The organism is Lyngbya sp. CCY1209, from assembly GCF_035615495.1.
Lineage (GTDB): Bacteria > Cyanobacteriota > Cyanobacteriia > Cyanobacteriales > Microcoleaceae > Limnospira.
The window spans coordinates 1-21,496 of the sequence record NZ_JAJENU010000608.1 but is presented as its reverse complement, the minus strand read 5'-3'; the positions used below and the strand labels follow the sequence as shown (position 1 = coordinate 21,496).

Annotated in this window: 20 protein-coding genes; 11 read left to right on the top strand and 9 right to left on the bottom strand. The window is 51.1% G+C overall.

The window, feature by feature from the left end:
* Positions 1-56 precede the first annotated feature (56 nt).
* From LKE08_RS22820 to LKE08_RS22810, 3 genes are all read right to left on the bottom strand, one after another.
* Positions 57-383, bottom strand: a complete 327-nt coding sequence (locus tag LKE08_RS22820) for an SDR family NAD(P)-dependent oxidoreductase (RefSeq protein WP_324706571.1) — start codon at positions 381-383, stop codon at positions 57-59.
* A gap of 170 nt (positions 384-553) precedes the next feature.
* Positions 554-1,321: a 7-alpha-hydroxysteroid dehydrogenase gene (hdhA, locus tag LKE08_RS22815; RefSeq protein WP_324706570.1), complete on the bottom strand. Its 768-nt coding sequence runs from the start codon at positions 1,319-1,321 to the stop codon at positions 554-556.
* Between the two features lie 246 nt (positions 1,322-1,567).
* Positions 1,568-2,062, bottom strand: a complete 495-nt coding sequence (locus tag LKE08_RS22810; RefSeq protein WP_324706569.1) for a permease — start codon at positions 2,060-2,062, stop codon at positions 1,568-1,570.
* 114 nt (positions 2,063-2,176) lie between these two features.
* On the opposite strand from LKE08_RS22810, the gene LKE08_RS22805 reads away from it, so the two are divergent.
* From LKE08_RS22805 to LKE08_RS22795, 3 genes are all read left to right on the top strand, one after another.
* Entirely contained in the window at positions 2,177-3,391 is a 1,215-nt protein-coding gene (locus tag LKE08_RS22805; RefSeq protein WP_324706568.1) for a winged helix-turn-helix domain-containing protein, read from the top strand.
* A 202-nt stretch (positions 3,392-3,593) separates the two neighbouring features.
* Positions 3,594-4,076: a YbjN domain-containing protein gene (locus LKE08_RS22800; protein WP_324706567.1), complete on the top strand. Its 483-nt coding sequence runs from the start codon at positions 3,594-3,596 to the stop codon at positions 4,074-4,076.
* 75 nt (positions 4,077-4,151) lie between these two features.
* Complete coding sequence (locus LKE08_RS22795; RefSeq protein WP_324706566.1) at positions 4,152-4,886, top strand: biotin/lipoate A/B protein ligase family protein; 735 nt, start codon at positions 4,152-4,154, stop codon at positions 4,884-4,886.
* Here the strand turns inward: LKE08_RS22795 and LKE08_RS22790 are convergent.
* Positions 4,871-6,076 (bottom strand): site-2 protease family protein, encoded by a 1,206-nt coding sequence (locus tag LKE08_RS22790; RefSeq protein WP_324706565.1) that lies wholly within the window; start codon positions 6,074-6,076, stop codon positions 4,871-4,873. The genes LKE08_RS22795 and LKE08_RS22790 overlap by 16 nt on opposite strands.
* Positions 6,077-6,415: 339 nt before the next feature.
* Here LKE08_RS22790 and LKE08_RS22785 point away from each other — a divergent pair, with 339 nt between their 5' ends.
* On the top strand, positions 6,416-6,667 hold the full coding sequence (locus LKE08_RS22785; RefSeq protein WP_324706564.1) for a UPF0175 family protein: 252 nt from the start codon (positions 6,416-6,418) through the stop codon (positions 6,665-6,667).
* Positions 6,668-7,063: 396 nt separating this feature from the next.
* Positions 7,064-8,848 carry an NERD domain-containing protein gene (locus LKE08_RS22780; protein WP_324706563.1) on the top strand — a complete coding sequence of 595 codons (1,785 nt, stop codon included), beginning with the start codon at positions 7,064-7,066 and terminating at the stop codon, positions 8,846-8,848.
* A 129-nt stretch (positions 8,849-8,977) separates the two neighbouring features.
* Here LKE08_RS22780 and LKE08_RS22775 read toward each other — a convergent pair whose 3' ends face one another.
* Entirely contained in the window at positions 8,978-10,093 is a 1,116-nt protein-coding gene (locus LKE08_RS22775) for a Gfo/Idh/MocA family oxidoreductase (protein WP_324706562.1), read from the bottom strand.
* Between the two features lie 240 nt (positions 10,094-10,333).
* Here LKE08_RS22775 and LKE08_RS22770 point away from each other — a divergent pair, with 240 nt between their 5' ends.
* The 4 genes from LKE08_RS22770 (at position 10,334) to LKE08_RS22755 (ending at position 13,989) form a co-directional block, all read left to right on the top strand.
* Positions 10,334-11,083 (top strand): DUF6816 family protein, encoded by a 750-nt coding sequence (locus LKE08_RS22770; protein ID WP_324706572.1) that lies wholly within the window; start codon positions 10,334-10,336, stop codon positions 11,081-11,083.
* A 15-nt stretch (positions 11,084-11,098) separates the two neighbouring features.
* The gene (locus LKE08_RS22765; RefSeq protein WP_324706561.1) at positions 11,099-11,935 is read left to right on the top strand and encodes a transglutaminase family protein; all 837 of its coding nucleotides are present in this window, start codon (positions 11,099-11,101) and stop codon (positions 11,933-11,935) included.
* Positions 11,936-12,026: 91 nt separating this feature from the next.
* Positions 12,027-13,310: an ATP-binding protein gene (locus tag LKE08_RS22760; RefSeq protein WP_324706560.1), complete on the top strand. Its 1,284-nt coding sequence runs from the start codon at positions 12,027-12,029 to the stop codon at positions 13,308-13,310.
* A complete protein-coding gene (locus tag LKE08_RS22755; protein ID WP_324706559.1) occupies positions 13,303-13,989 on the top strand; it encodes an RloB family protein in 687 nt (228 codons plus the stop codon). The genes LKE08_RS22760 and LKE08_RS22755 overlap by 8 nt, the downstream gene beginning before the upstream one ends.
* Positions 13,990-14,053: 64 nt before the next feature.
* Here LKE08_RS22755 and LKE08_RS22750 read toward each other — a convergent pair whose 3' ends face one another.
* From LKE08_RS22750 to alaS, 3 genes are all read right to left on the bottom strand, one after another.
* A complete protein-coding gene (locus tag LKE08_RS22750) occupies positions 14,054-14,662 on the bottom strand; it encodes a Uma2 family endonuclease (RefSeq protein WP_324706558.1) in 609 nt (202 codons plus the stop codon).
* A 4-nt stretch (positions 14,663-14,666) separates the two neighbouring features.
* Positions 14,667-14,834, bottom strand: coding sequence for a type II toxin-antitoxin system HicB family antitoxin (locus tag LKE08_RS22745; RefSeq protein ID WP_324706557.1), 168 nt, complete (start codon positions 14,832-14,834; stop codon positions 14,667-14,669).
* Between the two features lie 80 nt (positions 14,835-14,914).
* Positions 14,915-17,545: an alanine--tRNA ligase gene (gene alaS / locus LKE08_RS22740; RefSeq protein ID WP_324706556.1), complete on the bottom strand. Its 2,631-nt coding sequence runs from the start codon at positions 17,543-17,545 to the stop codon at positions 14,915-14,917.
* Between the two features lie 39 nt (positions 17,546-17,584).
* Between alaS and LKE08_RS22735 the strand changes: the two genes are divergently transcribed.
* On the top strand, positions 17,585-19,096 hold the full coding sequence (locus LKE08_RS22735) for a DUF3370 domain-containing protein (RefSeq protein ID WP_324706555.1): 1,512 nt from the start codon (positions 17,585-17,587) through the stop codon (positions 19,094-19,096).
* A 159-nt stretch (positions 19,097-19,255) separates the two neighbouring features.
* Here the strand turns inward: LKE08_RS22735 and LKE08_RS22730 are convergent, their stop codons facing one another.
* A complete protein-coding gene (locus LKE08_RS22730) occupies positions 19,256-20,215 on the bottom strand; it encodes a glycosyltransferase family 2 protein (RefSeq protein ID WP_324706554.1) in 960 nt (319 codons plus the stop codon).
* Between the two features lie 431 nt (positions 20,216-20,646).
* Here LKE08_RS22730 and LKE08_RS22725 point away from each other — a divergent pair, with 431 nt between their 5' ends.
* Complete coding sequence (locus tag LKE08_RS22725) at positions 20,647-21,378, top strand: sulfite exporter TauE/SafE family protein (protein ID WP_324706553.1); 732 nt, start codon at positions 20,647-20,649, stop codon at positions 21,376-21,378.
* The last annotated feature ends 118 nt before the right edge of the window (positions 21,379-21,496 follow it).

The following is a 21,496-nucleotide window of genomic DNA, read 5'->3' as shown; positions in this document are numbered from 1 at the left end:
ACATTGACTATGCCTTTAAGAGTTCAGTTTTGGACGGCTTAAGAATCCCCGCGTCTTTAGACCGGGGAGAAGTCAACCCAACCGACGTTATTGACCAGGGTCGAAATGCCGCCGAAGGCTTCGACGGTTTTGGCGACGCAGGCTTGGATGTCCGCCTCGACGGTGACGTTGCAGCCGATGCCCAATGCTTCATTGCCCGTTTCCGCTTGGATGGCCGCCGCGGTGGCCTGGGCTTTTTCTCCGTTTAAGTCGGCAATCATCACCTTCGCCCCGGCACCGGAAAAGGTTTTGGCGATCGCTTCCCCGATGTTTTGGGCGCCGCCGGTGACGATCGCCACATGGTTATTCATGCGAAAGTCGGCGAATGAATCAAAATTGCTCATGGTCGTTTCCTCGGTTAATTTGACAACAATTTTCAAGTCAGTGAGGTACACAGATCCCCCCCCGCCCCCCTTAATAAGGGGGGAGCCAGAGGTGGGGATCGAACCGTATGGCAGCAGATAGACAACTGCTATAAATACTTTGAAATACAGTCAGTTTCTCAGGCGAAAAATTAATCCAATTCCTGAACGCCGCCGCCGCTGACCGTCAGCACTTGCCCGCTGATCCAACTGGCGGCGGGGGAACAGAGAAACAGTGCCGCATAGGCGATATCGCTGGGTTCTCCCAACCGCGCCAAGGGGGTATGTTTGAGCATGGCTGTTTCGACTTCGGGGGTCAGTACCTTAGCCAGGGCGTCGGTTTTGATGGCCCCGGGCGCGATCGCATTCACCCGAATTCCCTTGGGTCCCAAATCGAAGGCGATATTCCGGGTCAGGTGGCTGACGGCGGCTTTGGAGGAACTGTAAGATGCCATCTTGACGTTCTTATTTTCCGCCGACATCGAAGAGATATTTAAAATCGCCCCCTGTCCGGCTGCTTCCATGTGGGGAGCGCACAATTGGCACAGGTGAAAGACCGAAAATACATTGATTTTGTAAGCCCAAATAAACGTATCCATCGGCATATCGAAAGGTTTCGGACCGCCCCCCCCGGCATTGTTGATTAGCAGGGTAATTTTGCCAAAAGCGTCGAGGGTAGACTGGACTAAATTTTCCAAATCCGAATCCTTCGTGACGTCCCAAGCCACGGCCAGAGCTCGACCGCCCTTTTCCTTGATGCCGTCGGCGACGGCCGCCGCAGTTTCCTCTTTCAAATCACTGACGACCACCGCCGCCCCGGCCTGGGCAAATAATTCGGCAATGCCCCGACCGATACCGGCTCCGCCCCCCGTGACAATGGCGACCTGATCCGGGAGTCCGAAGGTGTCCAAAACTGTCATATTTGCAAAATCTCCACAATGTTAAATACTCGTCATATCCAACCCGGATTATCGACCCGAAAACATTGGCGAGTCTTCGAGCGGGCGGGAAAATCAACGTCAACCCTTTCCCCCTTCTCGGATAAGTTGGAAGTGAGGAGTCAGGAATCAGAAGTTTTTCTTTCCTGTCTTCTCCCTACACCCTACACCCTACACCCTACACCCGATTGAGAGAGTCAATAACCGGATTTGCTATAACTCTATCCCCTACTCGGGCCGCAGCATGGCTTTCATGACCGCCGCATTGATAAACCAAGAGGCAATCCCGGCAATGATACCCAAGATGATGGCACCGAGCAATGGTGTCACCGGAATCGTTCCCAAAAACTTTTGTAAGAAGAGGGCAAACAATGTCACCGTACCGAAGGCAAACAGAGAATAAAAGAGGATAGTTCTCACCCCAAAAAATAAAAAGGGTCGGTTCAAAAGCTCCGGGAATGGAACCGAGAAATCTTTGGCTTTTTTGCCGAAGGTAAAAAAGGCGATCGTTCCCAAGATTAGCGACAGCATGAATGCCGTCATCACCCCCGTCGAGAAGACCGTTTTTTCGTGGGCTGATATCGTGTCAACGGTCAGAGGTATCGTCTCTTTTCCCCGAAACATGAACCAGCCGATCGCACCGTTGATGATGCCGTTGATCACACCGCTCGTCACGGCGTTCTTTTGAATGAAATCATAGGCCTGATGTGAGGCGGGAACCATAGAGCCACTCTGACCGATTTAACTACACCCGAACACTGTACGATCGAAATCTGAAAAGTTTGTGTAATGTGGGAGGTATCCTCCCGCCGATTCGCCCGAGCCGGACGCCGAACCATGAGAATTTTGCTCACTTCCCCGGACACAACCCTACAGAACCAACTGCATCAAGACTTATCTCGCCAAAACTTTGTCGTCGATGTGGCCACGGATGGCGGGGAGGCTTGGGAATTGATTCAGGCGTTTATGTACGATGCGGTTTTGCTGGAGTTGCTGTTACCCAAGCTGGATGGAATTGCCCTCTGCCGCCGCTTGCGGGATGTGGGCAACCCCGTGCTCGTTTTGCTGATGTTGGAGCCTTCCGATGCGGGGACTTGTATCGAGGGTTTGGATGGCGGCGCCGACACTTGTTTGGTGAAACCCATTTGCATCCCAGAACTGCTGGCTCATCTCCGGGCTCTGGCGCGGCGGAGCCTGCGTCGGGCCAGTCCCCTGCTCACCTGGGGACCTCTGTCTCTCAATCCCGCCTCCCGGCAGATCACCTGCGGCGGTCAAATTTTGAAAGTCAACCGCAAGGAATATCAAATTCTGGAGCTATTTTTGAGACATCCCCGGCAAATGTTTTCTCGGGGCGAAATGGGCGATCGCCTGTGGACATTGGACGACGAATTGCCCACCGATGCCACCATCAACAGCCACATCCGCAGCATTCGCCGCAAACTCGAACAGGCGGGAATTAACAATTTGATTCAAACCCACTACGGTCGGGGATACTGTCTCGATCCGGTTTATCATGTGGAATCCGCCCAGGGATTATCCGATCTCCCGGAAGGGACGCTCGATTCGATTACCGCCAACATTTGGCAAGAATTGATGGCGGCGAATGCCCGCCTACAGCAAGAAATTGAGCATCGCAAACACGTTGAGGCTCAACTGCGGCGATCGGAAATGATGTTGCGAAATGCTCAACGAATGGCTCAAGTTGGGTGTTGGGAGTTCGATCTCGAAACTCGCACAACCTACTGGACGGAGGAACTTTTTCTCATCCACGGCCTCGATCCGAATCGGCCGGCTCCCGGGCCCGAAGAAGTTTCGGCCCTGATTCACCCCGACGATCTCCCACTCCACGAGGAGGCGATTCGGATTCCGGTGCTGCAAAGGAAAGCCTTTGAAGTCAACTTACGCATCATTCGAGCCAATGATGGGGAAATTCGCCATATCAACGCCCGAGGCGGTCCGGTTTTCGATCGCTCTGGCCGGGCGATCAAGTTGACGGGAACCACCTTCGATGTCACCCGATGGCTCCGCTGGGGAGTAGGGAGTGGGGAGTAGGGTGTAGGTGTAGGGAGTGGGGAGTGGGGAGTGGGGAATGGGGAATGGGGAATGGGGAATGGGGAGTAGGGAATGGGGATCGAAGTGTATCGCAGCAGACAGACAACTGCTATAGACTGCCGGGACGGATTCTCCTCTGTTTTGTCGCCGAAAGGCGATACTGTGGAAAGAAAAGCAAACACACGCAACCCAAAGATTTGCCATGACATCCACAAATGAGCCCAACCTGGAAACGCTCCCGGAGGATCTGATGGACGATCGCTCCGAAATCACCTACACCGAAGAAATCGAAACCGTGATCGCGGGTCTGGCCCAAGACCAAAAGGTGATGGTCGGCCAGAGCGAGGCGGGTCATCTTTGGAAGTTTCAATACGGCAGCGTCCAGGTGTTCGTGCAACTGACGGGGGACACCGAAGATGACACCCTTACGGTTTGGTCGCCGGTGTTGGAACTGCCGGCGAAGAATGAGGAGCAGTTGGCGAGAAAACTGCTGGAAATGAACTGGCTTTCGACGTTTGAATCCCATTTCGCGATCGCCAACAATCAGGTGGTGGTTCTGGCGACCCGCACCCTGGCCGGCATCACGGCGGGGGAAATTTCGCGATCGATTACCATCGTCGCCACCATCGCCGACGACAATGACGAACTGCTGCTCGAAGAGTTCGGAATGGGGCGTGGGGTGTAGGGTGTGGGGTGTGGGGAAAGTTAAAAATTCCCTATTCCCTATTCCCTATTCCCTATTCCCTATTCCCTACTCCCAATGTTCAATCCTTCCGTTTGGCGTTTCATCCCCCTTTTGCAGGCTCCGGGGGCGTTGCAGATGGCGATCGATTCCTGGCTGTTGGAAGGGCATCGCCGGGGCGAACACCCCCCCGCGCTGCGATTTTATACCTGGGAACCGGCGGCGGTGTCTCTGGGCTACCACCAGCGGCGCTGGCCGGAGGTTTGGGGTGATCTGAAATGGCAGGGTCGCCCCGTGGATCTGGTGCGCCGTCCCAGCGGGGGGCGGGGTGTCCTGCACCAGGGGGATTTGACCTATGCGCTGGTGACGTCGGGTCTGTCCGGGCCGCGATCGCAGGTTTATCAATACCTGTGCCAATTTCTGATCGCCGGGTGGCGATCGCTCGGATACAACCTTCACTACGGCAGTGCCGGACGCGGCTACATCCACAACCCCGACTGCTTCGCGACGGCGACGGGGGCTGACCTAGTGTCGGACGGCGGCTACAAACTCATCGGCAGCGCCCAACTGCGGCGGGACGGGGCAATCCTCCAACACGGCTCCATGCGCCTGAATCCCGACCCGGAGCTGTGCGATCGCCTTTTCGGAGTGAAGATGACATCGCCCCCGCCGCCCTCCGTACCTTTGGAAACCATTATCGCCGTTTTGGCTGATGCCGCCCGGGAGAGTTTTGGGATCGAGTTGGAAACCCGACCCCTGAGCGAGGCGGAATGGCGGGCGATCGCACCTTTGGCGGCTCAATTTTCTGTGTAGGATTCGGTGGTTTTGGCGATCTGGCCCAGGGGCAGTCCGGGAGGATAGTCGCCCTCCTCTTTGATGCGTTTGATGCTGGCTTCGGGAATGGCAACTTTCAGGGACTTCGCCACGGCCCTCACCACGTCGCCGCGATCAATCACCCCCGCCACGGCCCCCGCCGGGGACAATACCGTGATCCGGGGCAGTTGGTGGTCCTCCATTTTCGCGATCGCCTCCACCAACGGCGCTTTTTCTGGAATCGCGATCAGCTCGTCGAGGGGCGTTACAACGTCGTGGAGGGTGCGTTTTTCCCACTCGCTGCGCTCCACCATCCGCAACGCCTCGATGGAGACGAAGCCCCGATAGCGGCCCGCTGAGGCGGCGAAAAACACGGGGATGGAGTCCGCGGCGATCAGATAGTCGTCGGCGAACTGTCGCAGTGTCATGTCCGCATCGATCACCCGGAAGTCCCGGGTCATGGCGTCGGCGGCTTTAATTTTGATCAGGGTTTCTTGCAGGTCCCCCATCCGCGAGTAGGAACTGGCGTTGCGGAGGACGAACAGGCCGATCAGGGCGATCCACAACCCGCTGTAGTTGTTGGCCGCCAGCAGGGCGAATAAACCCAGGAGGATCGCCCCCCAGCCGAGGAACTGCCCGCTTTTGGCGGCCCAGCGCACCCCCGCAAATCGGCTCCCGGTGATCCGCCAAACCGTGGCTTTGAGCACCTGTCCCCCGTCCAAAGGTAAGCCGGGGATCAGGTTGAAGATGGCGAGGATCAGGTTGATGTCCCCGATGCGACTGGCGATCGCATGGATCAAATTGGTGTCCGGCAAGCTTTGGGCCAACCCGGTGAGGAGAAAAAACAGCGCCAAACTGACCAGAGGACCCGCGATCGCCACCTGGAAGGCTTGACCGGGGGTTTTCGATTCTTTTTCGATCGAGGCAATTCCCCCGAATAGAAATAGGGTGATGGAATTGACTTGGATACCCTGGGACTTGGCGATCAAACTGTGTCCCAATTCGTGCAACAACACCGAAGCGAACAGCAGCAGGGCCACGGCAAATCCCGCCCCCCAGGACAATAACTGGCCCCACTCCACATAGTCTTGACTGTTGGCGAATGTCACCAACACGACGATTAAAAACCAAGAGGGATCGATATAGAGTGGGATACCGAATATCGATCCGATCCGCCAACCTGCCTGCATGAGTGTCTTCCTCGACTCCCGTGATCTGAGCGTTTCCCCGGGGTGAATCTGTGTTTCCCCCCCTTCTAGTGTATCAACAACGAGAGTCGGAAGGGGGGAATTTTAGATTTTAGATTTTAGATTTTAGATTCCCTGACTCGGAAGGAGTGAGGAATTTCTCTCTTCTTTCTTTTCTTTTGGTGGGGAGAGTGTGGGTTAGACTGGGATTGGACGATGACGAGCGATCGCGCGATCGGTCATGACAGCATCTATTGCCGACATCGCCCGCAACCGGTAAAATCAATCTGGCACTGTTGACACAGTTCAATTCTATCCCACCGAGCAAATATTAATAAATCCATGCCAAACCTGTCCCTAAGCTATCCCGACGACCTATTGATAACCTCCGGAAAGTCACCTCAAGAATTGGAGGAAAAATTGCTGTTTTTGTTGGCGGTAAAGCTGTTCGAGTTGCGGCGACTCTCTCTCGGAAAAGCAGCCCGATTTTGCCGGATGAGCAAACTAAAATTTATGTACGAAATCGGACGTTTGCAAGTGCCGGTCATCAACCTGGATGACGACCAAATCGCGGATGAATTGCGGGATGATTGAAAGCCGTGAGGATCGGTTGTTCGGCGGTTGAGAGTTCACCACAGGCGATCGCCAGAGTAGCCGTACTGCGATGCCAGAGCGATCGCCTCTGTTGAGCCGTTCGGTATTCTAGCGCAAATGCCCGAGCGATTGCCGGGTCGCCGTTTCCCCCCGCAGTTTGGCGCGTTCGGCTTGTTCGGCCAGATTCATGGCTTGATTGTGCAGTGCTTGGATTGAGTTCATGGGGTGGCAATTTCGGCTAAAGGTTGGCTAAAAATGGGATGGGCAGGAAATTCGCGATCGTCTGAATAGGGAACGCACGCATTCAGTGTAAACTGAACCCGTATGGCCTCTGTTGCCAAGTTCAACAGGTGGGTTATGATGGAGAACAGGTGTATCGATCTACGGAGTCCACCTATGGCTCATTGTTTTCCGCCATTACAAGAAATTAATAAATTTCGAGTTCCTCTTGAACCTGGAGAACGACATCTCCTTGATTTTTTGATCAAAAATCTCGACGATCACTATGAAATTTACGTTCAGCCTTTTCTCAATGGCGACAAACCAGATATAGTAATTCTCAAACCTGATGCAGGTGTACTTATAATAGAAGTGAAAGATTGGCATCTCCGGCATTATAAAAATCCCAAAGGCGGACGTTACCCCTGGATTCTAATCAAGAATAATTGTAAAATTCGTTCGCCCTTAGAACAAGTTCACACTTACAAAGATAACTTATACAAACTCCACATCGACAAACTGTTCGAGGCAAAAATTAAAAATTCAAATTTTTTTTCTGTCGTTCAAACTGCCGTTTACTTCCATAATGAAAGTACCAAATATTCTCAATCTTTCTGCCGTGAGTCGGGCTACACGCAAATACTAGGATATGATGCACTCAATCCCCGATTTTTCAATCATGTCCTACAGAAAGCACGGCTTAATCGACCATCACTGCTATTCAATAAGGAGTTATACGAAAGTTTTAAAATATTTTTACAGCCTCCCGAACATACACCCGATCTGAGACAAGAAATTCAATATACTAAGCGACAAAAAGAGTTGATTATTAGTCGTCCAAATACTCGTCAGAAGGTTCGTGGTGTAGCCGGTTGTGGCAAAACAAAAGTTATGGCTGCACGGGCTGTAGCCGCATATAGACGCACTCGAAAAACGGTTTTAATTCTCACATTTAATATTACATTACGAAATTACATTCGCGATCGCATCAGTGAAGTTCGTGCTTCCTTTCCCTGGTCAGGATTTGAAATTACTAACTACCACCAATTTTTCAAAATCCAATGTAATAATTATGAAATGGTATGGGAAGATGAAGATTTTTTTGAAGCATCTGATCGAGAAAAATTCTTTGAACCTGTCAAAGACAAGATTGAGCGTTATTCAACCATCTTAATAGATGAAGTGCAAGACTATAAACAGGAGTGGCTACGTCTTATAGTCAACTACTTTCTATCTGAAGATGGTGAATTCGTGGTATTTGGTGACGAGAAGCAAAATATCTATGGTCGCCAGATGGATGATGACCGTTTTCCGAGGATTCCAACTGTACGCGGTCAGTGGAATCAATTGAAAGACTCCTTTCGCATGGAAACCGATTTACTTCGCGTTGCTCAAGAATTTCAAAAGTTTTATTTTACAGGACGTTACCAACTTGACAATGATGTGCAGCCCAATCTTTGTGGAACATCTTCAACATTGAAATATTATGACCATCAAAAAATTGGTGATGAAGAAATTGTAGATATCATTCGAGATGAAATGTTGGCACTGAGCATTCATCCAAACAACTTAGTAGTTCTTGCTCCAACAAATGAAAAAATCAGATCTTTAGAATTTTTGTATCGACAGATATCGCATGAAAAAACAACTCATACAAGTGAAACAAAAGAAGAATATGAAAATTTCTCTCAATTCAAGAGCAAGTTAGAAGAAATTAGGCGCGGACGTAAGCTGCACTTTTGGGCCAATTCTGGAACTGTCAAGTTTTCGACGATTCACTCTTTTAAAGGATGGGAAGCACATACTCTGATATTAATTATCAGTGACACCCGTAGCGATGAGTATGAAGGATCGCTGAACGAGTTAATTTATACTGCACTTACACGCGCTCGCAACAATCTTATTGTCATTGATACTACGAGTTTATATCGAGAATTTTTTGCGAAGTTTACCAAAAAATGAGGTGTAAATTTTTAAATCAACAAATCAATTGATCGGATTTGCATGAAGGGATTAAAATCCTGCTAACGAGGCTTCGTATTGAAATCAAACAATAGTGCGTCAGACCGATCGCCCGACGCACCAACCCATTTATTCCTGCGCCAAAAACGCCTCGAAATCGGGGACATCAACCCAAGTTCCCGTGGCGTTAGACTCGTGAGTTAAATCCATCAACAACTGAGAATAAACCCCCTCCCGCAGCGAAGGAACGATCGCCTCATGACGCCCGATCGCCTCCATCCAGCGTTCGAGAACCCGCAAAAACCCGCAGATCCGCCCGTCGGAATACTGTTTCGGAAATTGCAAACTTTCGGGAATCTCAATTTCCGCCAACTCTTCCCCGCCTTTGCTGCCCCACAATTTGAAGCCGTAAATATAATCTTTTTGGTTGTCGCTTCCCAAAACAAGCGTCCCGTCGCTGCCGTACACTTCCACCCAATGTCCGCGTCCCTGGTAACTGACGGAGCTCAGGCACACCTGGCAGGGGGTCCCGTCCGCCAACTCCAACATCAACGTGCAGGTGTCGTCCGCGTCCACCGGCTTCAGTTTCCCCAACTCGGCGGGATCGGGGCGTTGGGCGATGGTGGTTGTCAACTGCCCGCACAGGCGCCGCACCGGACCGAACAGCCAGGGGATATAGTCGAAACTGTGGGAACCGATCGCCCCCAAGGCACCGCCGCCCTTCTCCTTCTGAGCGTACCAGTTCCAGGCCCGGTTGGCATCGGCGCGACTCGAAACCAGCCAGTCGATTTTGATCAGCCGCCGCTGTCCCACGTAACCCTGACTCAGCAGTTGGGCGAATTGCATCCAGGCGGGCACGAACCGGAATTCAAAATCCATCGTGGTGACGCAGCCTTTTTCCGTCGCCAGTTGGTAGAGGTATTTCGCCTCTTCGACGTTGAGGGTTGTCGGTTTTTCCAATAGCAGGTGTTTGCCGGCGTGGAGGACTTGTTTGGCCATCTGGAAGTGCAGGAATGGGGGGGTGGAGACGGTGACTCCGGTGACTTCCGGGAGGGCGACAATTTCATCGACGCGATCGCAGGCGTTGGGGATCTTGTGTTCGGATGCGATCGCCTTGGCTTTCTCGATATCCGGGTTGTAAACCGCTACAATTTCTGTGCGGGGATGTTCTTTGAGGGCGGGGATGTGGACTTTTTGCCCGAATCCCGTCCCGATGACGGCAATTCCAATTTTATTCGCGGTCATAGTTTAACGTCTCGCTCGTCTGTCTGTTGGCGATCGTACCATTAGTTAGGGTGTGGGGTGTGCTCGGTGGGGTGTGGGGAGAGATTTTATTTGGGTATTTAAGATGGGTGGAAAATCAACCACAGAGGCACAGAGGACACGGAGGATTTATTCGTTTTTTATTATAACATTTGTGGGAGAGTTTGGATGAGGTTTGGAGAGATTTATATTGATTTTTTGCGATGCTTAGTATTGGGATTGATGGTGATTTTTGCCCTGTTTTGGGGGTGGGAATCGGCGGTTTTGGCGGGGATGTTGAGCGATCGCATCTCCGAGTTTCCGGAATGGCGGGGGAAACCGGCGTTGGGTGCGGCGAGGGGGGATTTGATCTATCCGCAGTGGATGGCGGGGGAGTGGCGGGTGACGAGTATTTTGGTGGAGGCGCGGGCACCTTTGGCGCCGGAGTTGGTGACGCCGGGTTTTGAGGGGAATCTCGGTTCAATTAATCAACCCGTTCGCTTCGATGTCCGGTTTGGGGAAGGGAAATCTCAACCGCCGAGTTGGTCGCCGTTTCCGATATCTCAGCCGCCGCCAATCTATCCGGAGATAGTTGCCGATCGCGCTTATAATGGTTTAAATATTGCCAGGGCTGTTTTGGGGGATGATGCCGTGTTGTCGGTGCGGGTCGATCCCGAAGACCCCAACCGCCAGGTCACGAAATTTCCGGGCGATCGCGATTTGGTTTCCGTTGTCACCAGTCGGGACACGGAAACGCCCCAACCGGGAGAATTTATCGCCACGGAAATCGCCCAGCAGATTTTCGAGGGGGAGTCTACTTTGTATCTGAATGAGGTGGAAACGACCACCGATTATCATTTGGAAAAAGGGGGAATATCAGCCGATCAGATCACGGCGATTTATTTATCTCCCCAAGATCCAAACTATTTCCAAGCGGCCGGACATCCAGTCGCCCTGTATCGGTATCAGTTAAAGTTAGAACCGCTCAATTAACGAGGTTAAGTCACAATGAAATTTAATTTGGGGTGTCAACTGGAATACGAGATCGGCGATTACAGCACCTTGATTTTCAATGTCGCAGTTTGCAATAATAAGTATCAAAATATTCTGCAAGAAGATCTGCATATTTCGCCGGCATCTGCCGAGGTAGATGAATACATTTCGCCCCAACTGGAAAACCGATACATTCGGGTGAATGTGAATCCGGGAAAATTGCAACTTTCCTACCAGGCGACGGTGGAGGTAAAACACTTCGAGGAACAACCCGAAAATATCCCCGAAATTCCCCCGGCGAAATTGCCTTTGAAGGTCTTACACTATCTTTATCCGAGTCGTTATTGTGAGTCCGATCGCCTGTTCCGGTTCGCCCAAACGGAGTTCGGAAATTTGGTTCCGGACTATTCCCGGGTGACGGCAATGTGCAATTGGATTTACGACAATGTGATCTATTTGTCGGGAAGTACGAACGCCCACACGTCCGCCTTCGATACCGCCACGGAACGGGCCGGCGTTTGTCGGGATTTCGCCCATTTGGGCATCGCCTTTTGTCGGGCGATGAACATTCCCGCCCGGTTCGTGACGGGGTACGCCTACGACTTGGAACCGCCGGATTTTCACGCCTATTTTGAGGCTTATTTGGGCGATCGCTGGTATTTATTCGATCCGACTCGCCTGGTGCCCCGCAGCGGTTTAATCCGCATCGGAACGGGGAGAGATGCGGCGGATGTGGCTTTTGCGACGATTTTCGGATCGGTTCAAATGGTGAAAAAGGATATTTTTGTTGACTGCATCAGTCCCGGGACATCTCCCCAGTACACGGACGGGGCGATCGCGTTTTTGGAGTGATCTTGTCTGGGATGCCACGGCTTGTTATAATCGAGCCAAGATTTGTAATTGTTTTGCAAATTGACCGCCCACCGTCAAATTCTCAGTCATTATGCTGATCGAGTTCAGCGTCGGCAATTATCTATCATTCAAAGAAAAAGTTACCTTCAGCATGGTTGCTTCTCAGATCAAATCTGGAGATGCAAAAGTTGATGAAAATAACATTTTTCCAGTCGATGGTGAACTGAGTTTACTGAAAAGTGCAGCAGTTTATGGAGCCAATGCGAGCGGCAAAAGCAATCTAGTTAAAGCGATGAATTTTATGCGTTTCTTTGTTTTGAGTTCATCCAAAGAAACGCAAATTACCGATAAAATAGATGTCCGACCCTTTAAACTGAGTACCGAAACAATCGGTGAACCGTCTCACTTTGAGATCGTCTTTATTTGCAACAAAAAAATTTATCGCTACGGGTTTGAGGTAGACCATCAACAAATCATTTCTGAATGGTTGTTTCACGTCCCCAAAAAACGCGAATCATATCTTTTTAAGCGAACCAAAAATGACATCAAAACAACTAAAGTTTTTTCGGAAGGTGAGGGACTGGAAAAAAGGACGAGAAAGAATGCTCTGTTTATTTCGGTAGTCGCCCAATTCAACGGTACTATCTCATCAAAAATATTGTCTTTTTTTGGAGAAAATTTGAATGTCATTTCTGGTTTAGAAACAGAATTTTATCGTGAAATTGCCGTCGATTATTTTGACGAATACGGTTCAGATATTATCAAAATTATCAAAAAGCTGGATTTGGGCATCGACCGGATTCAAATTTCAACAAAAGCTGTGTTAGAAGACGAACTGCCCCGTGGCATCCCAGAACAACTCAGAAAGATAATTTTGATGAATAAACTCGAATCGAGTGATATTCAAACCTTTCATAAAAAGTATGATTCGGAAGGAGCAGTTGTCGGAAATGAAACCTTTTCTCTAGATCGAGATGAATCCCACGGAACGCAAAAGCTATTTGCATTTGCGGGGCCGATTTTGGAAACCCTGAAACGAGGGGAAATTCTGGTTATTGACGAATTGGATGCTCGGTTACATCCTTTAATCACCAAAACTATTATCGAATTATTCAACTCTAATGAAACCAATCCTCACAACGCACAGTTAATTTTTATGACCCACGATACCAACTTACTGACTAACACAATCTTTAGGAGAGATCAAATCTGGTTTACAGAAAAAGATCGCCAGGGAGCCACCGATTTATATTCTCTGGTCGAATATAATATAAAAAATGAGGATTCATTTGAAAGCGATTATATCAAAGGTCGGTATGGGGCAATACCATTTATTGGGAACCTGCGAAAAGTGATCGTTGAGATTGATGGCTAAAAAAGAAAAATCAAAGGGAAAAAGAAAAGCCGGGAAATCGACAAAATCCGACAAAAAAACATCTCGTGGTTATCAAAATCGCAATCAAACGGTCAATTCCAGGAATCTCAGAAAACGATTTTTAATTGTTTGTGAAGGCGAAAAAACCGAACCAAATTATTTTCTCAGTTTTCGCGTCCCGAGAGAGGTGATTGATGTTCGAGGTATTGGGGAAAATACGATCAGCTTGGTTGAAGAAGCGATAAAAATACGTGATAAAAATGGAGACTATGACGAAGTGTGGTGTGTTTTCGATCGCGATTCGTTTCCGATAAAAAATTTCAATGCAGCGATCGATTGTGCCAAAGACAATGATATTAAAGTTGCCTACTCCAATGAAGCGTTTGAAATTTGGTATTTGTTGCATTTTGATTATCGGGATACGGCAATGTCCAGATCCGAGTATGAAACGGCACTCACCGAGCGACTGAGAAAGCTAGGTTTTATTTCTGACAATCAAAAATACAGAAAAAATAGTAAGACGATGTATGAGGATTTATATCCCTTCCAGAAGCAAGCCATCAAGCGTGCAGAAAAACTCTTAGAACAGTATCGGCCCATCGATCCAGCCAGAAATAACCCTTCGACAACTGTACATTTATTGGTTAAGGAACTCAATAAAGAAATTAATTGGGATTGACAAGTAGATTGACTGGACTTAGATCGAATAGATATGAAGCGATATTAACATCAAGCGAAAATGATTACAATTGTCCCGCCGCAAAAATTGCATCTGCTGGCAACCGCAACTCCGGAAAAGTGACAGATTCCACGCGATCGCTTTTCCGAAACAAACGTTTTTCGTAGATATCATCCACCAACTGACACCGGGTCAGCGTCGGTTGTGTGGGTTTGCCGATGTATTCCCTGCCGCCGATACCCAGGTAATCCACAATCCAATATTCCGGAACACCCAAAATTGCATAATCTTCAACTTTTCTGGCATAATCATTTTGCCAATTGGTGCTGACAACTTCCGCGATGAATTTAATCGCCACATTGGAGGTAATGACGGGTTGATATTGCCAGAGGGGTTCGTGAATCAGTTGTGTCCGATCTAGAATGATTAAATCGGGGCGAAATGAGGTTTCGTCCGAAATGCGAATTAAACACCGATGGGGGATGATGTAGGGCAAATCGAGGCGATCGCACTCCACATTGAGTTTTCGCCCCAAGAAACTGATAACCTGTTCGTGTAACCCCGTGGGCTCCAAATCAACCACCTCCCCATCGATCAATTCATGGCGATCGCGATCGCCGTATTGGGCGAGAAATTCATCAAATTTTAGCAAGTTTGAATTGACTCGAATCATCAGTTCAGCGACTCCTTTTTTTGACAGTTTCAATCCATAGCTTGATGACAATTTCCAATTCTTCCCAAGTTTCAGACAAGGTTTCACCCTGTGCCAAACATCCCTTGAGTGCCGGAACTTCCGCCACATAGCCACCTTCATCGCAAGGATAAATAACAATTGGATAATTCATTAGATATCCCCTCTCTGTGTCCTCTGTGCCTCTGTGGTTCAAATCAAAAAAAAGGTGGGCAAAACTGCCCACCCAAAACACTACTTCAACCCGTCAATCAACTGAGACTTCGCCGCCTCCAAAGCCTCCGGCAACTTGTCGGCATCCCGTCCGCCAGCCTGGGCCAAATTCGGGCGTCCGCCGCCGCCACCGCCGCACAGTTTCGCGATCGCACCAATGAACTTACCCGCCTGCAATTTCTTATCCTTAATAACCAAAGGACTGAACGCCGCTACCAAACTGACTTTGCCATCACTTCCGGCACCCAAAACCACCGCACTTTCGCCCAGCTTTTGCTGCAAGCGTTCCGCCGCCGTTTTCAAGGATTCCGCGTCGGCGCCGGGGAGTTCCGCCACCAACACTTTGAAGTCTCCCACAGCTTCGGCGGTGGATAACAATTGGTCGGATTTCGCGATCGCCAATTCTCCTTTAACCGCCTCCAACTGCTTCTGTGCCGCCTTCAATTCACTTTGCAAATTCGTGATGCGATCGGGCAGTTCCTCCGGCTTCGCCTTGAAGCGATCGCCCAATTCCTTCACCACCCCATCTCGGACATTCAAATAGTCCAAAACCGACTGTCCCGCCACCGCTTCGATGCGGCGAATTCCCGAGGCGATCCCCGTTTCCGAGACAATCTTAAATAACCCGATTTCCGCCGTGTTGGTGACGTGGGTGCCGCCGCACAATTCCATCGACACGCCGGAATAGTCCACCACCCGAACCACGTCGGCGTATTTCTCCCCGAACATGGCGATCGCACCCTTATTTTTTGCTTCTTCTAAGGGCATTTCTGCCACCGCCGCCGGGTGTGCCTCGGCGATCCAACTATTCACCTGATCTTCCACCTGCTGCAACTCCTCCGCCGTCAAAGAACGGGGACAGTTGAAGTCGAACCGCAGGCGATCGAACGCCACCAAAGAACCCGCCTGGGAAATCTCCGAACCGACGATTAATTTTAACGCCGCCTGCAACAGATGGGTTGCGGTATGATTGGCTTGGGCACGGCGTCGGCAGGCGCGATCGATGCGGGCATTCACCGTCACTCCCGACGTCAACGTTCCCCGTTCCACCCGTCCGAAATGGATGAAAATATCCGACTCTTTTTTAACATCTTCCACCCGGATAATAACATCCCCACTCGTTAAATAACCGCGATCGCCAATTTGTCCCCCGGACTCCGCATAAAAGGGCGTCTGATCCAAAACAATTTGAACTTCACTTCCGGCCGCCGCTTCCGAGACGGATTTCCCCGCAATTAAAACCGCCTCCACCGTCGCCTCGGAGTCGGGGAAATCGTAGCCCAAAAAGGAGGTGGCGTGGATGTGTTCCGCCAGTTTATCCAAACTGCCCTGGACGGTGAGATCGATGGTTTCGTGGGCGGCTTGCGATCGCTTCCGCTGTTCCTCCATTTCCGCCTCGAACCCGTCCACGTCCACCGTCAAACCGTTTTCCTCGGCGATTTCCTGGGTCAATTCCAGGGGAAAACCGTAGGTGTCATAGAGGACGAAAGCATCCCGGCCGGAAATTTGCTTCGGTTTTTTATCCAAAATTTCCGAGAGCAATTTTTCGCCCCGTTCCAGGGTTTCCAAAAACCGGGATTCTTCCCGCCGCAATTCCGCCTTGATGACCGATTCGCGATCGCGGGTATTCGGGTAAACTTCCTCGGAAAGCGCGATCGCCGTTTCCGCCACTTTGGTCGTAAATTCCTCCCCAATTCCGATCAGGCGTCCGTGACGGACCACCCGCCGAATTAACCGCCGCAGGATATATCCCCGGCCGATATTGGAAGCCGTCACCCCGTCGGCGATCAGGTGCACCACCGCCCGGACGTGATCCCCGATCACTTTCAAAGACACCTTGGTTTTATCGTCACTTTTGGCGTAGTCAATTCCCGCGATATCCGCCGCCGTCTTGATAATCGGAAAAATCAGGTCGGTTTCGTAGTTATTGGGGACGCTTTGTAGAATTTGCGCCATCCGTTCCAACCCCATCCCCGTGTCGATGTTTTGGTTTTCCAGGGGAGTCAAGTTTCCGTCGGCATCCCGGTTATACTGCATGAAAACCAGGTTGTAAAATTCGATAAATCGGCTATCATCTTCTAAATCGATCTGTTTATCCCCCAGTTCCGGGTGGAAGTCGTAGTAGATTTCCGAACAGGGGCCGCAGGGTCCGGTGGGTCCGGATTTCCAGAAGTTGTCTGCTTCTCCCATGCGCTGGATGCGGTGCGCGGGGATGCCGATTTGGTCGCGCCAGATGGCGAAGGCTTCGTCATCCTCCTCGAACACGCTAACCACGAGGCGATCGGGCGGCAAGCCGAAGACTTCCGTAGACAGTTCCCACCCCCAGGCGATCGCCTGTTCTTTGAAATAGTCCCCGAAACTGAAATTGCCCAACATCTCGAAAAAGGTATGGTGTCGGGCGGTGCGTCCCACATTTTCAATATCATTGGTGCGGATGCACTTTTGGGATGTCGTGGCGCGGGGCACCTCCCGGGGGCGCTGTCCCAAAAAGATGGGTTTGAAGGGCAGCATCCCGGCGATGGTCAGCAGGACCGTGGGATCTTCCGGGACGAGGGACGCGCTGGGCATGATTTTGTGATGGCGCGCGGCGTAGAACGTCAGGAATTTTTGACGGATGTCGCGACCGCTGAGGAACTGGGGAGAAAAAGACATAACTGGCTTTCGATTTTCAACACTAAAACTTCAGGATAAATGAAGGATCGACCCTTAAATCTCGTAATCTCCATTGTAATTGTGGCGCTGTCCGCCTTGGGCGGCGGTTTGGCGGGGATCTTGTTTCGAGTTGCGGTCGTGCTTCCCCTCCAGGATGGGGTGAGGGCCGAGTGGGCTGCCTGGAAGTCCCGGGAAAATCCCCTGGCGAGCCAGTTGGTATCCGCCGGAGAAAATGTCGCGATCGCCGTCCAGAAAGGCGAAGTGCGTCCCCTCCCCGGGAGTTTGGACGAAATTCCCCTGTTCAACAGCAACAGCCCGGAGTGGGTTAAAGAAGAGGGGATTTTGCTCTCCACTTTTCCCCCCTACGGCACCTATTATCCCGACGCCCACCTCGACTATCCCCTGCGGGGAGAATTTGAACTGTTCGCCCACCACTTCGTCCAAAATCCGCCGGACGGACAAACTCTCTATCTGGGCATTTTGGTTTACAATCCCAACCTGGAGGCCGTGACGCTGGAAATCGACCGGGCGGCGAGTTATTTGTTGGAACCGGACGCCCCCTTCCAGGAGAAACCGCCGATGGTGAAAAATCCCGACGGGGCTGTTTATTCCGGGCCGGGAATTCGGGCGGTGGATGCGGTGATGCGGGGAAAGCGACAGCCCGATTTTCCACGCCGGTTGGAGATTCCCCCCGAGGAAAGCCGGATGTTGCTCAATCAGCCCATTCCCGTGAAAGGGTTGCAGCGTCAGGTGAACGGGCGATCGACATTTATGCGGTTGAACAGCAAATTGGGCGGAGATGATGACACCCCCGCCGACGTTTACATCGCCAGTCTGGCAATGTATGCAAAGATACACCCCGATGGTGGAGAACGAGCGCCCGAATTGATTGAATGGCAACGGTTACTCGATACCGGAAATTTAGCACAACCTCGGGATAAAGTGCCAACCCCACCGGAACAGACCGGGGGTCAGTTGATTTACAGCCGGGTGGCGGGGGTGCAAATCGGGTCAAAATGGGAGGCGGATTTGGTCGATTCGGGTCGGGATACCCTCGCCATTCCCGAACCCGGACGGGGCATTTCCTACGTCGTCAGCACGGTGCGGGCCGGAACCTTGGGAACGGGTCAAATTCAAGCCGCCGATTTGGCGGTCCGCTACCCCGACACAGCCTATCAATCCCACGGCAATTATGGCGTCCGCTACGACCTCACCCTGCCGTTATTTAACCCCGCAGAAAAAACCCAAGTCGTGACGGTGACATTGGAAACCCCCCAAAAGGAAGAAAAACTCTCCGAAGGAGGGTTGATTTTTCGGCAACCGCCCTGGGATTTTCCCTATTTTCGCGGGACGGTTCGCCTCCGATATCAGGGGGGGTGGGGAAGAGAAAAGACGAGTTACTTTCATTTGTGGCACCGCCGCGGACAAATTGTCGATCCGCTGCTGACAATGAAATTGAAACCACAGGAAACTCGCCGGGTCGAGGTTGATTTTCGATATCCGCCGGATGCCACGCCGCCGCAGGTGTTGACGGTGAGGACGGTGGAGTAGGGAAGAATCTAAAATTGAAAATCGGGGCGCAAGACGCGGCGCCCCTACAATTCCCGAACGAATCGCAACACCTCACCTATCATATCCAGTTCGGACTATCAGTTATCGTATAGATTTCCAATTATCCGACAACAGAAATTGTTTTGCGGACGTTCTCAATTAATTGGCAACTTTCTGGGGTTCGGTAAATTCTACAACCGTGTTGGTTTCCACATCCTGAGACACCGTGGCAGCCAGGTTGCGATCGAATCGCTTGGGCATTCTCGACCCCAGATGATAGGAGATTTTTGAACCCAAGCTTCCCAGGAAATGTCCGACAAAAACTTGCAGGCATTCGGAGCGATCGCGCCAATTTAACGGAATTTTGAAGATGGCTTTTAACGATTCAGTCGAATGCCGGGGGCGCAGCAGTTTGGAGCGCTTGGAATTTTCGCTGTCGATCCATGTATCCCGTTCTTCTTTGGACAGGCGGCTCGATTGATTGGAGTGACAGCGACGCTTGAACAAAAATTCATTGACGGTTTCAAAAGAACCCAAAAGGCTCAGTTCAGCCAGCAATAATTTGTCGGAACCGTAGTAGGAAACGTGTTGGGACGTTTGGGCGATCGCGTCGCTCCGCATCAGGCCGAAAATTTCCGTACACCAGAAGTTGGACAGGGCAACTTTAAAACGTTGAGCGGGAGTCTCGGCATCCAAACCCAACACCGGCTTGGGAGTCCACCAATGGCTGCCGTCAGCTTTGGTAAAGTCAACCATCGGGCAGGCGACAACCGCCGATTTGTTTTTTTCTAAGGCTTCCAAACAGAGTTCGATAAACGTGGGTTCGATGATGTCGTCCGATGCCATCCACTTGAAGTATTCACCGCGAGACAGCTCGAAAGTGCGGTTGAAGTTGGGGGCGGCACCGATATTTTTGGAGTTCCGATAGTAACGAATTCGGCCGTCGAGTTCTTGATATTTTTGACAAATTTCGGCAGTGCGATCGTCCGATGCGTTATCACAAATGATCAGTTCAAAGTCGCCAAAAGTTTGATTCAAAACGGCTTCGATCGCGGTTTCCAGGAACGCTTCACCGTTGTAAACTGGTAAGCCGATACTAACTTTGGGTTGGTTGTTCATAACAATTTTTTATGTCGCATTTAATTTCTGATGATTCAAATTTAAACTGGTGTCGCCCAAGAAAACAAGGTATTTATGTAAAACATCGGACTCGGTTTGTGAAGCTTCTGTAAAGGAGTCCCCCGGCATCAATACCGGGCCGTTTCCTTCTCCCCAACTCCACCTTTCACGGCTCGGCGAACCCCTTGACTGCGGCCCCTATTCCCCCGGCGATGGCGTCGGCTCCGCGGACAATCGATCGCATTGTGTCAGTTGAATCGAACGTCGATCCGATGCCAATCGACCTCGAACCGCCGGCTTGCATCCCCACCATATTGGTTCTCACAGGACGATTTTGGAATGGGAAATCACTGCGGATGCGATCGCTTTCTCGGCCGACCCGCCGAACCCGTAAAATGGTACGGTATGGCTCCCAATGCAAACTCCCCGGAATGTCAACCGAATCATTACCCGTTCTGACGATTATTTTCTTTGCCGTCTTCGTCCAAAGTCTGTCCGGCTTCGGTGCGGGACTGGTGGCGATGCCCCTACTCACGGAATTGCTGGGACTCGACCGGGCGGCTCCCTTGGTGGCGGCGATCGGTATTTTGCTCAATCTTACACTGACACTGTATTATCGCTACGAGTTTCAGATTTCGGCCGTGCTGCGGCTGACGGTTTCGGCCCTGGTGGCGATTCCGTTCGGGTTGTCCGGGTTGCAATTTTTAGATCCCGAAATGGGCTTAAAATTGTTGGGAGCGGTGATTTTAACCTACGCCGCGATCGCCCTCATTTTGGAACACTTGAACATTAGCCTGCCCCGCCTCGACTCCCCGCAATGGGCCTACGGTTTCGGGTTCGCATCCGGGCTGCTGTCCGGGGCCTACAACACCGGCGGACCCCCCGTGGTGATTTACGGCGCCTGCCGCCGCTGGAATCCAGCCGTTTTCAAAAGTAATATCAACGGCTTTTTCATGGTCAGCACGGCGATGGTGATCGTCAATCACGCCCTCCACGGCAACTACACCGAAACCGTTTTCAAATTATTTCTCTACGCCCTTCCGGTCATGGCGATCGCGATCGTCGCCGGACTGTCCCTCTCCAAATTCATCAACCCCGTCGCTTTCCGAACCCTGATTTTAATTTTGCTGGTGGCAGTGGGATTGCGATTATTATTCCAATAATTTTAGGGAGTCGAGAGTCGGCAATTGGAAATGAGCAATCCAAGCCCCCAGAATTGGGGGTTTGGGGGCGAGTCCGATCGCGATCGTTCATTGGGAAATGAGGAATAAAAGCCCCCAG

Bases quoted from the DNA above. Each gene is read 5' to 3' on its own strand.
- LKE08_RS22810 (WP_324706569.1), bottom strand. From the start codon at position 2,062: ATGGTTCCCGCCTCACATCAGGCCTATGATTTCATTCAAAAGAACGCC.
- alaS (WP_324706556.1), bottom strand. From the start codon at position 17,545: ATGTCTTTTTCTCCCCAGTTCCTCAGCGGTCGCGACATCCGTCAAAAA.
- LKE08_RS22785 (WP_324706564.1), top strand. From the start codon at position 6,416: ATGCCAAACCTGTCCCTAAGCTATCCCGACGACCTATTGATAACCTCC.
- LKE08_RS22730 (WP_324706554.1), bottom strand. From the start codon at position 20,215: ATGAACAACCAACCCAAAGTTAGTATCGGCTTACCAGTTTACAACGGT.
- LKE08_RS22820 (WP_324706571.1), bottom strand. From the start codon at position 383: ATGAGCAATTTTGATTCATTCGCCGACTTTCGCATGAATAACCATGTG.
- LKE08_RS22735 (WP_324706555.1), top strand. From the start codon at position 17,585: ATGAAGGATCGACCCTTAAATCTCGTAATCTCCATTGTAATTGTGGCG.
- LKE08_RS22795 (WP_324706566.1), top strand. From the start codon at position 4,152: ATGTTCAATCCTTCCGTTTGGCGTTTCATCCCCCTTTTGCAGGCTCCG.
- LKE08_RS22790 (WP_324706565.1), bottom strand. From the start codon at position 6,076: ATGCAGGCAGGTTGGCGGATCGGATCGATATTCGGTATCCCACTCTAT.
- LKE08_RS22775 (WP_324706562.1), bottom strand. From the start codon at position 10,093: ATGACCGCGAATAAAATTGGAATTGCCGTCATCGGGACGGGATTCGGG.
- LKE08_RS22770 (WP_324706572.1), top strand. From the start codon at position 10,334: ATGGTGATTTTTGCCCTGTTTTGGGGGTGGGAATCGGCGGTTTTGGCG.
- LKE08_RS22755 (WP_324706559.1), top strand. From the start codon at position 13,303: ATGGCTAAAAAAGAAAAATCAAAGGGAAAAAGAAAAGCCGGGAAATCG.
- hdhA (WP_324706570.1), bottom strand. From the start codon at position 1,321: ATGACAGTTTTGGACACCTTCGGACTCCCGGATCAGGTCGCCATTGTC.
- LKE08_RS22725 (WP_324706553.1), top strand. From the start codon at position 20,647: ATGTCAACCGAATCATTACCCGTTCTGACGATTATTTTCTTTGCCGTC.
- LKE08_RS22800 (WP_324706567.1), top strand. From the start codon at position 3,594: ATGACATCCACAAATGAGCCCAACCTGGAAACGCTCCCGGAGGATCTG.
- LKE08_RS22750 (WP_324706558.1), bottom strand. From the start codon at position 14,662: ATGATTCGAGTCAATTCAAACTTGCTAAAATTTGATGAATTTCTCGCC.
- LKE08_RS22780 (WP_324706563.1), top strand. From the start codon at position 7,064: ATGGCTCATTGTTTTCCGCCATTACAAGAAATTAATAAATTTCGAGTT.
- LKE08_RS22760 (WP_324706560.1), top strand. From the start codon at position 12,027: ATGCTGATCGAGTTCAGCGTCGGCAATTATCTATCATTCAAAGAAAAA.
- LKE08_RS22745 (WP_324706557.1), bottom strand. From the start codon at position 14,834: ATGAATTATCCAATTGTTATTTATCCTTGCGATGAAGGTGGCTATGTG.
- LKE08_RS22765 (WP_324706561.1), top strand. From the start codon at position 11,099: ATGAAATTTAATTTGGGGTGTCAACTGGAATACGAGATCGGCGATTAC.
- LKE08_RS22805 (WP_324706568.1), top strand. From the start codon at position 2,177: ATGAGAATTTTGCTCACTTCCCCGGACACAACCCTACAGAACCAACTG.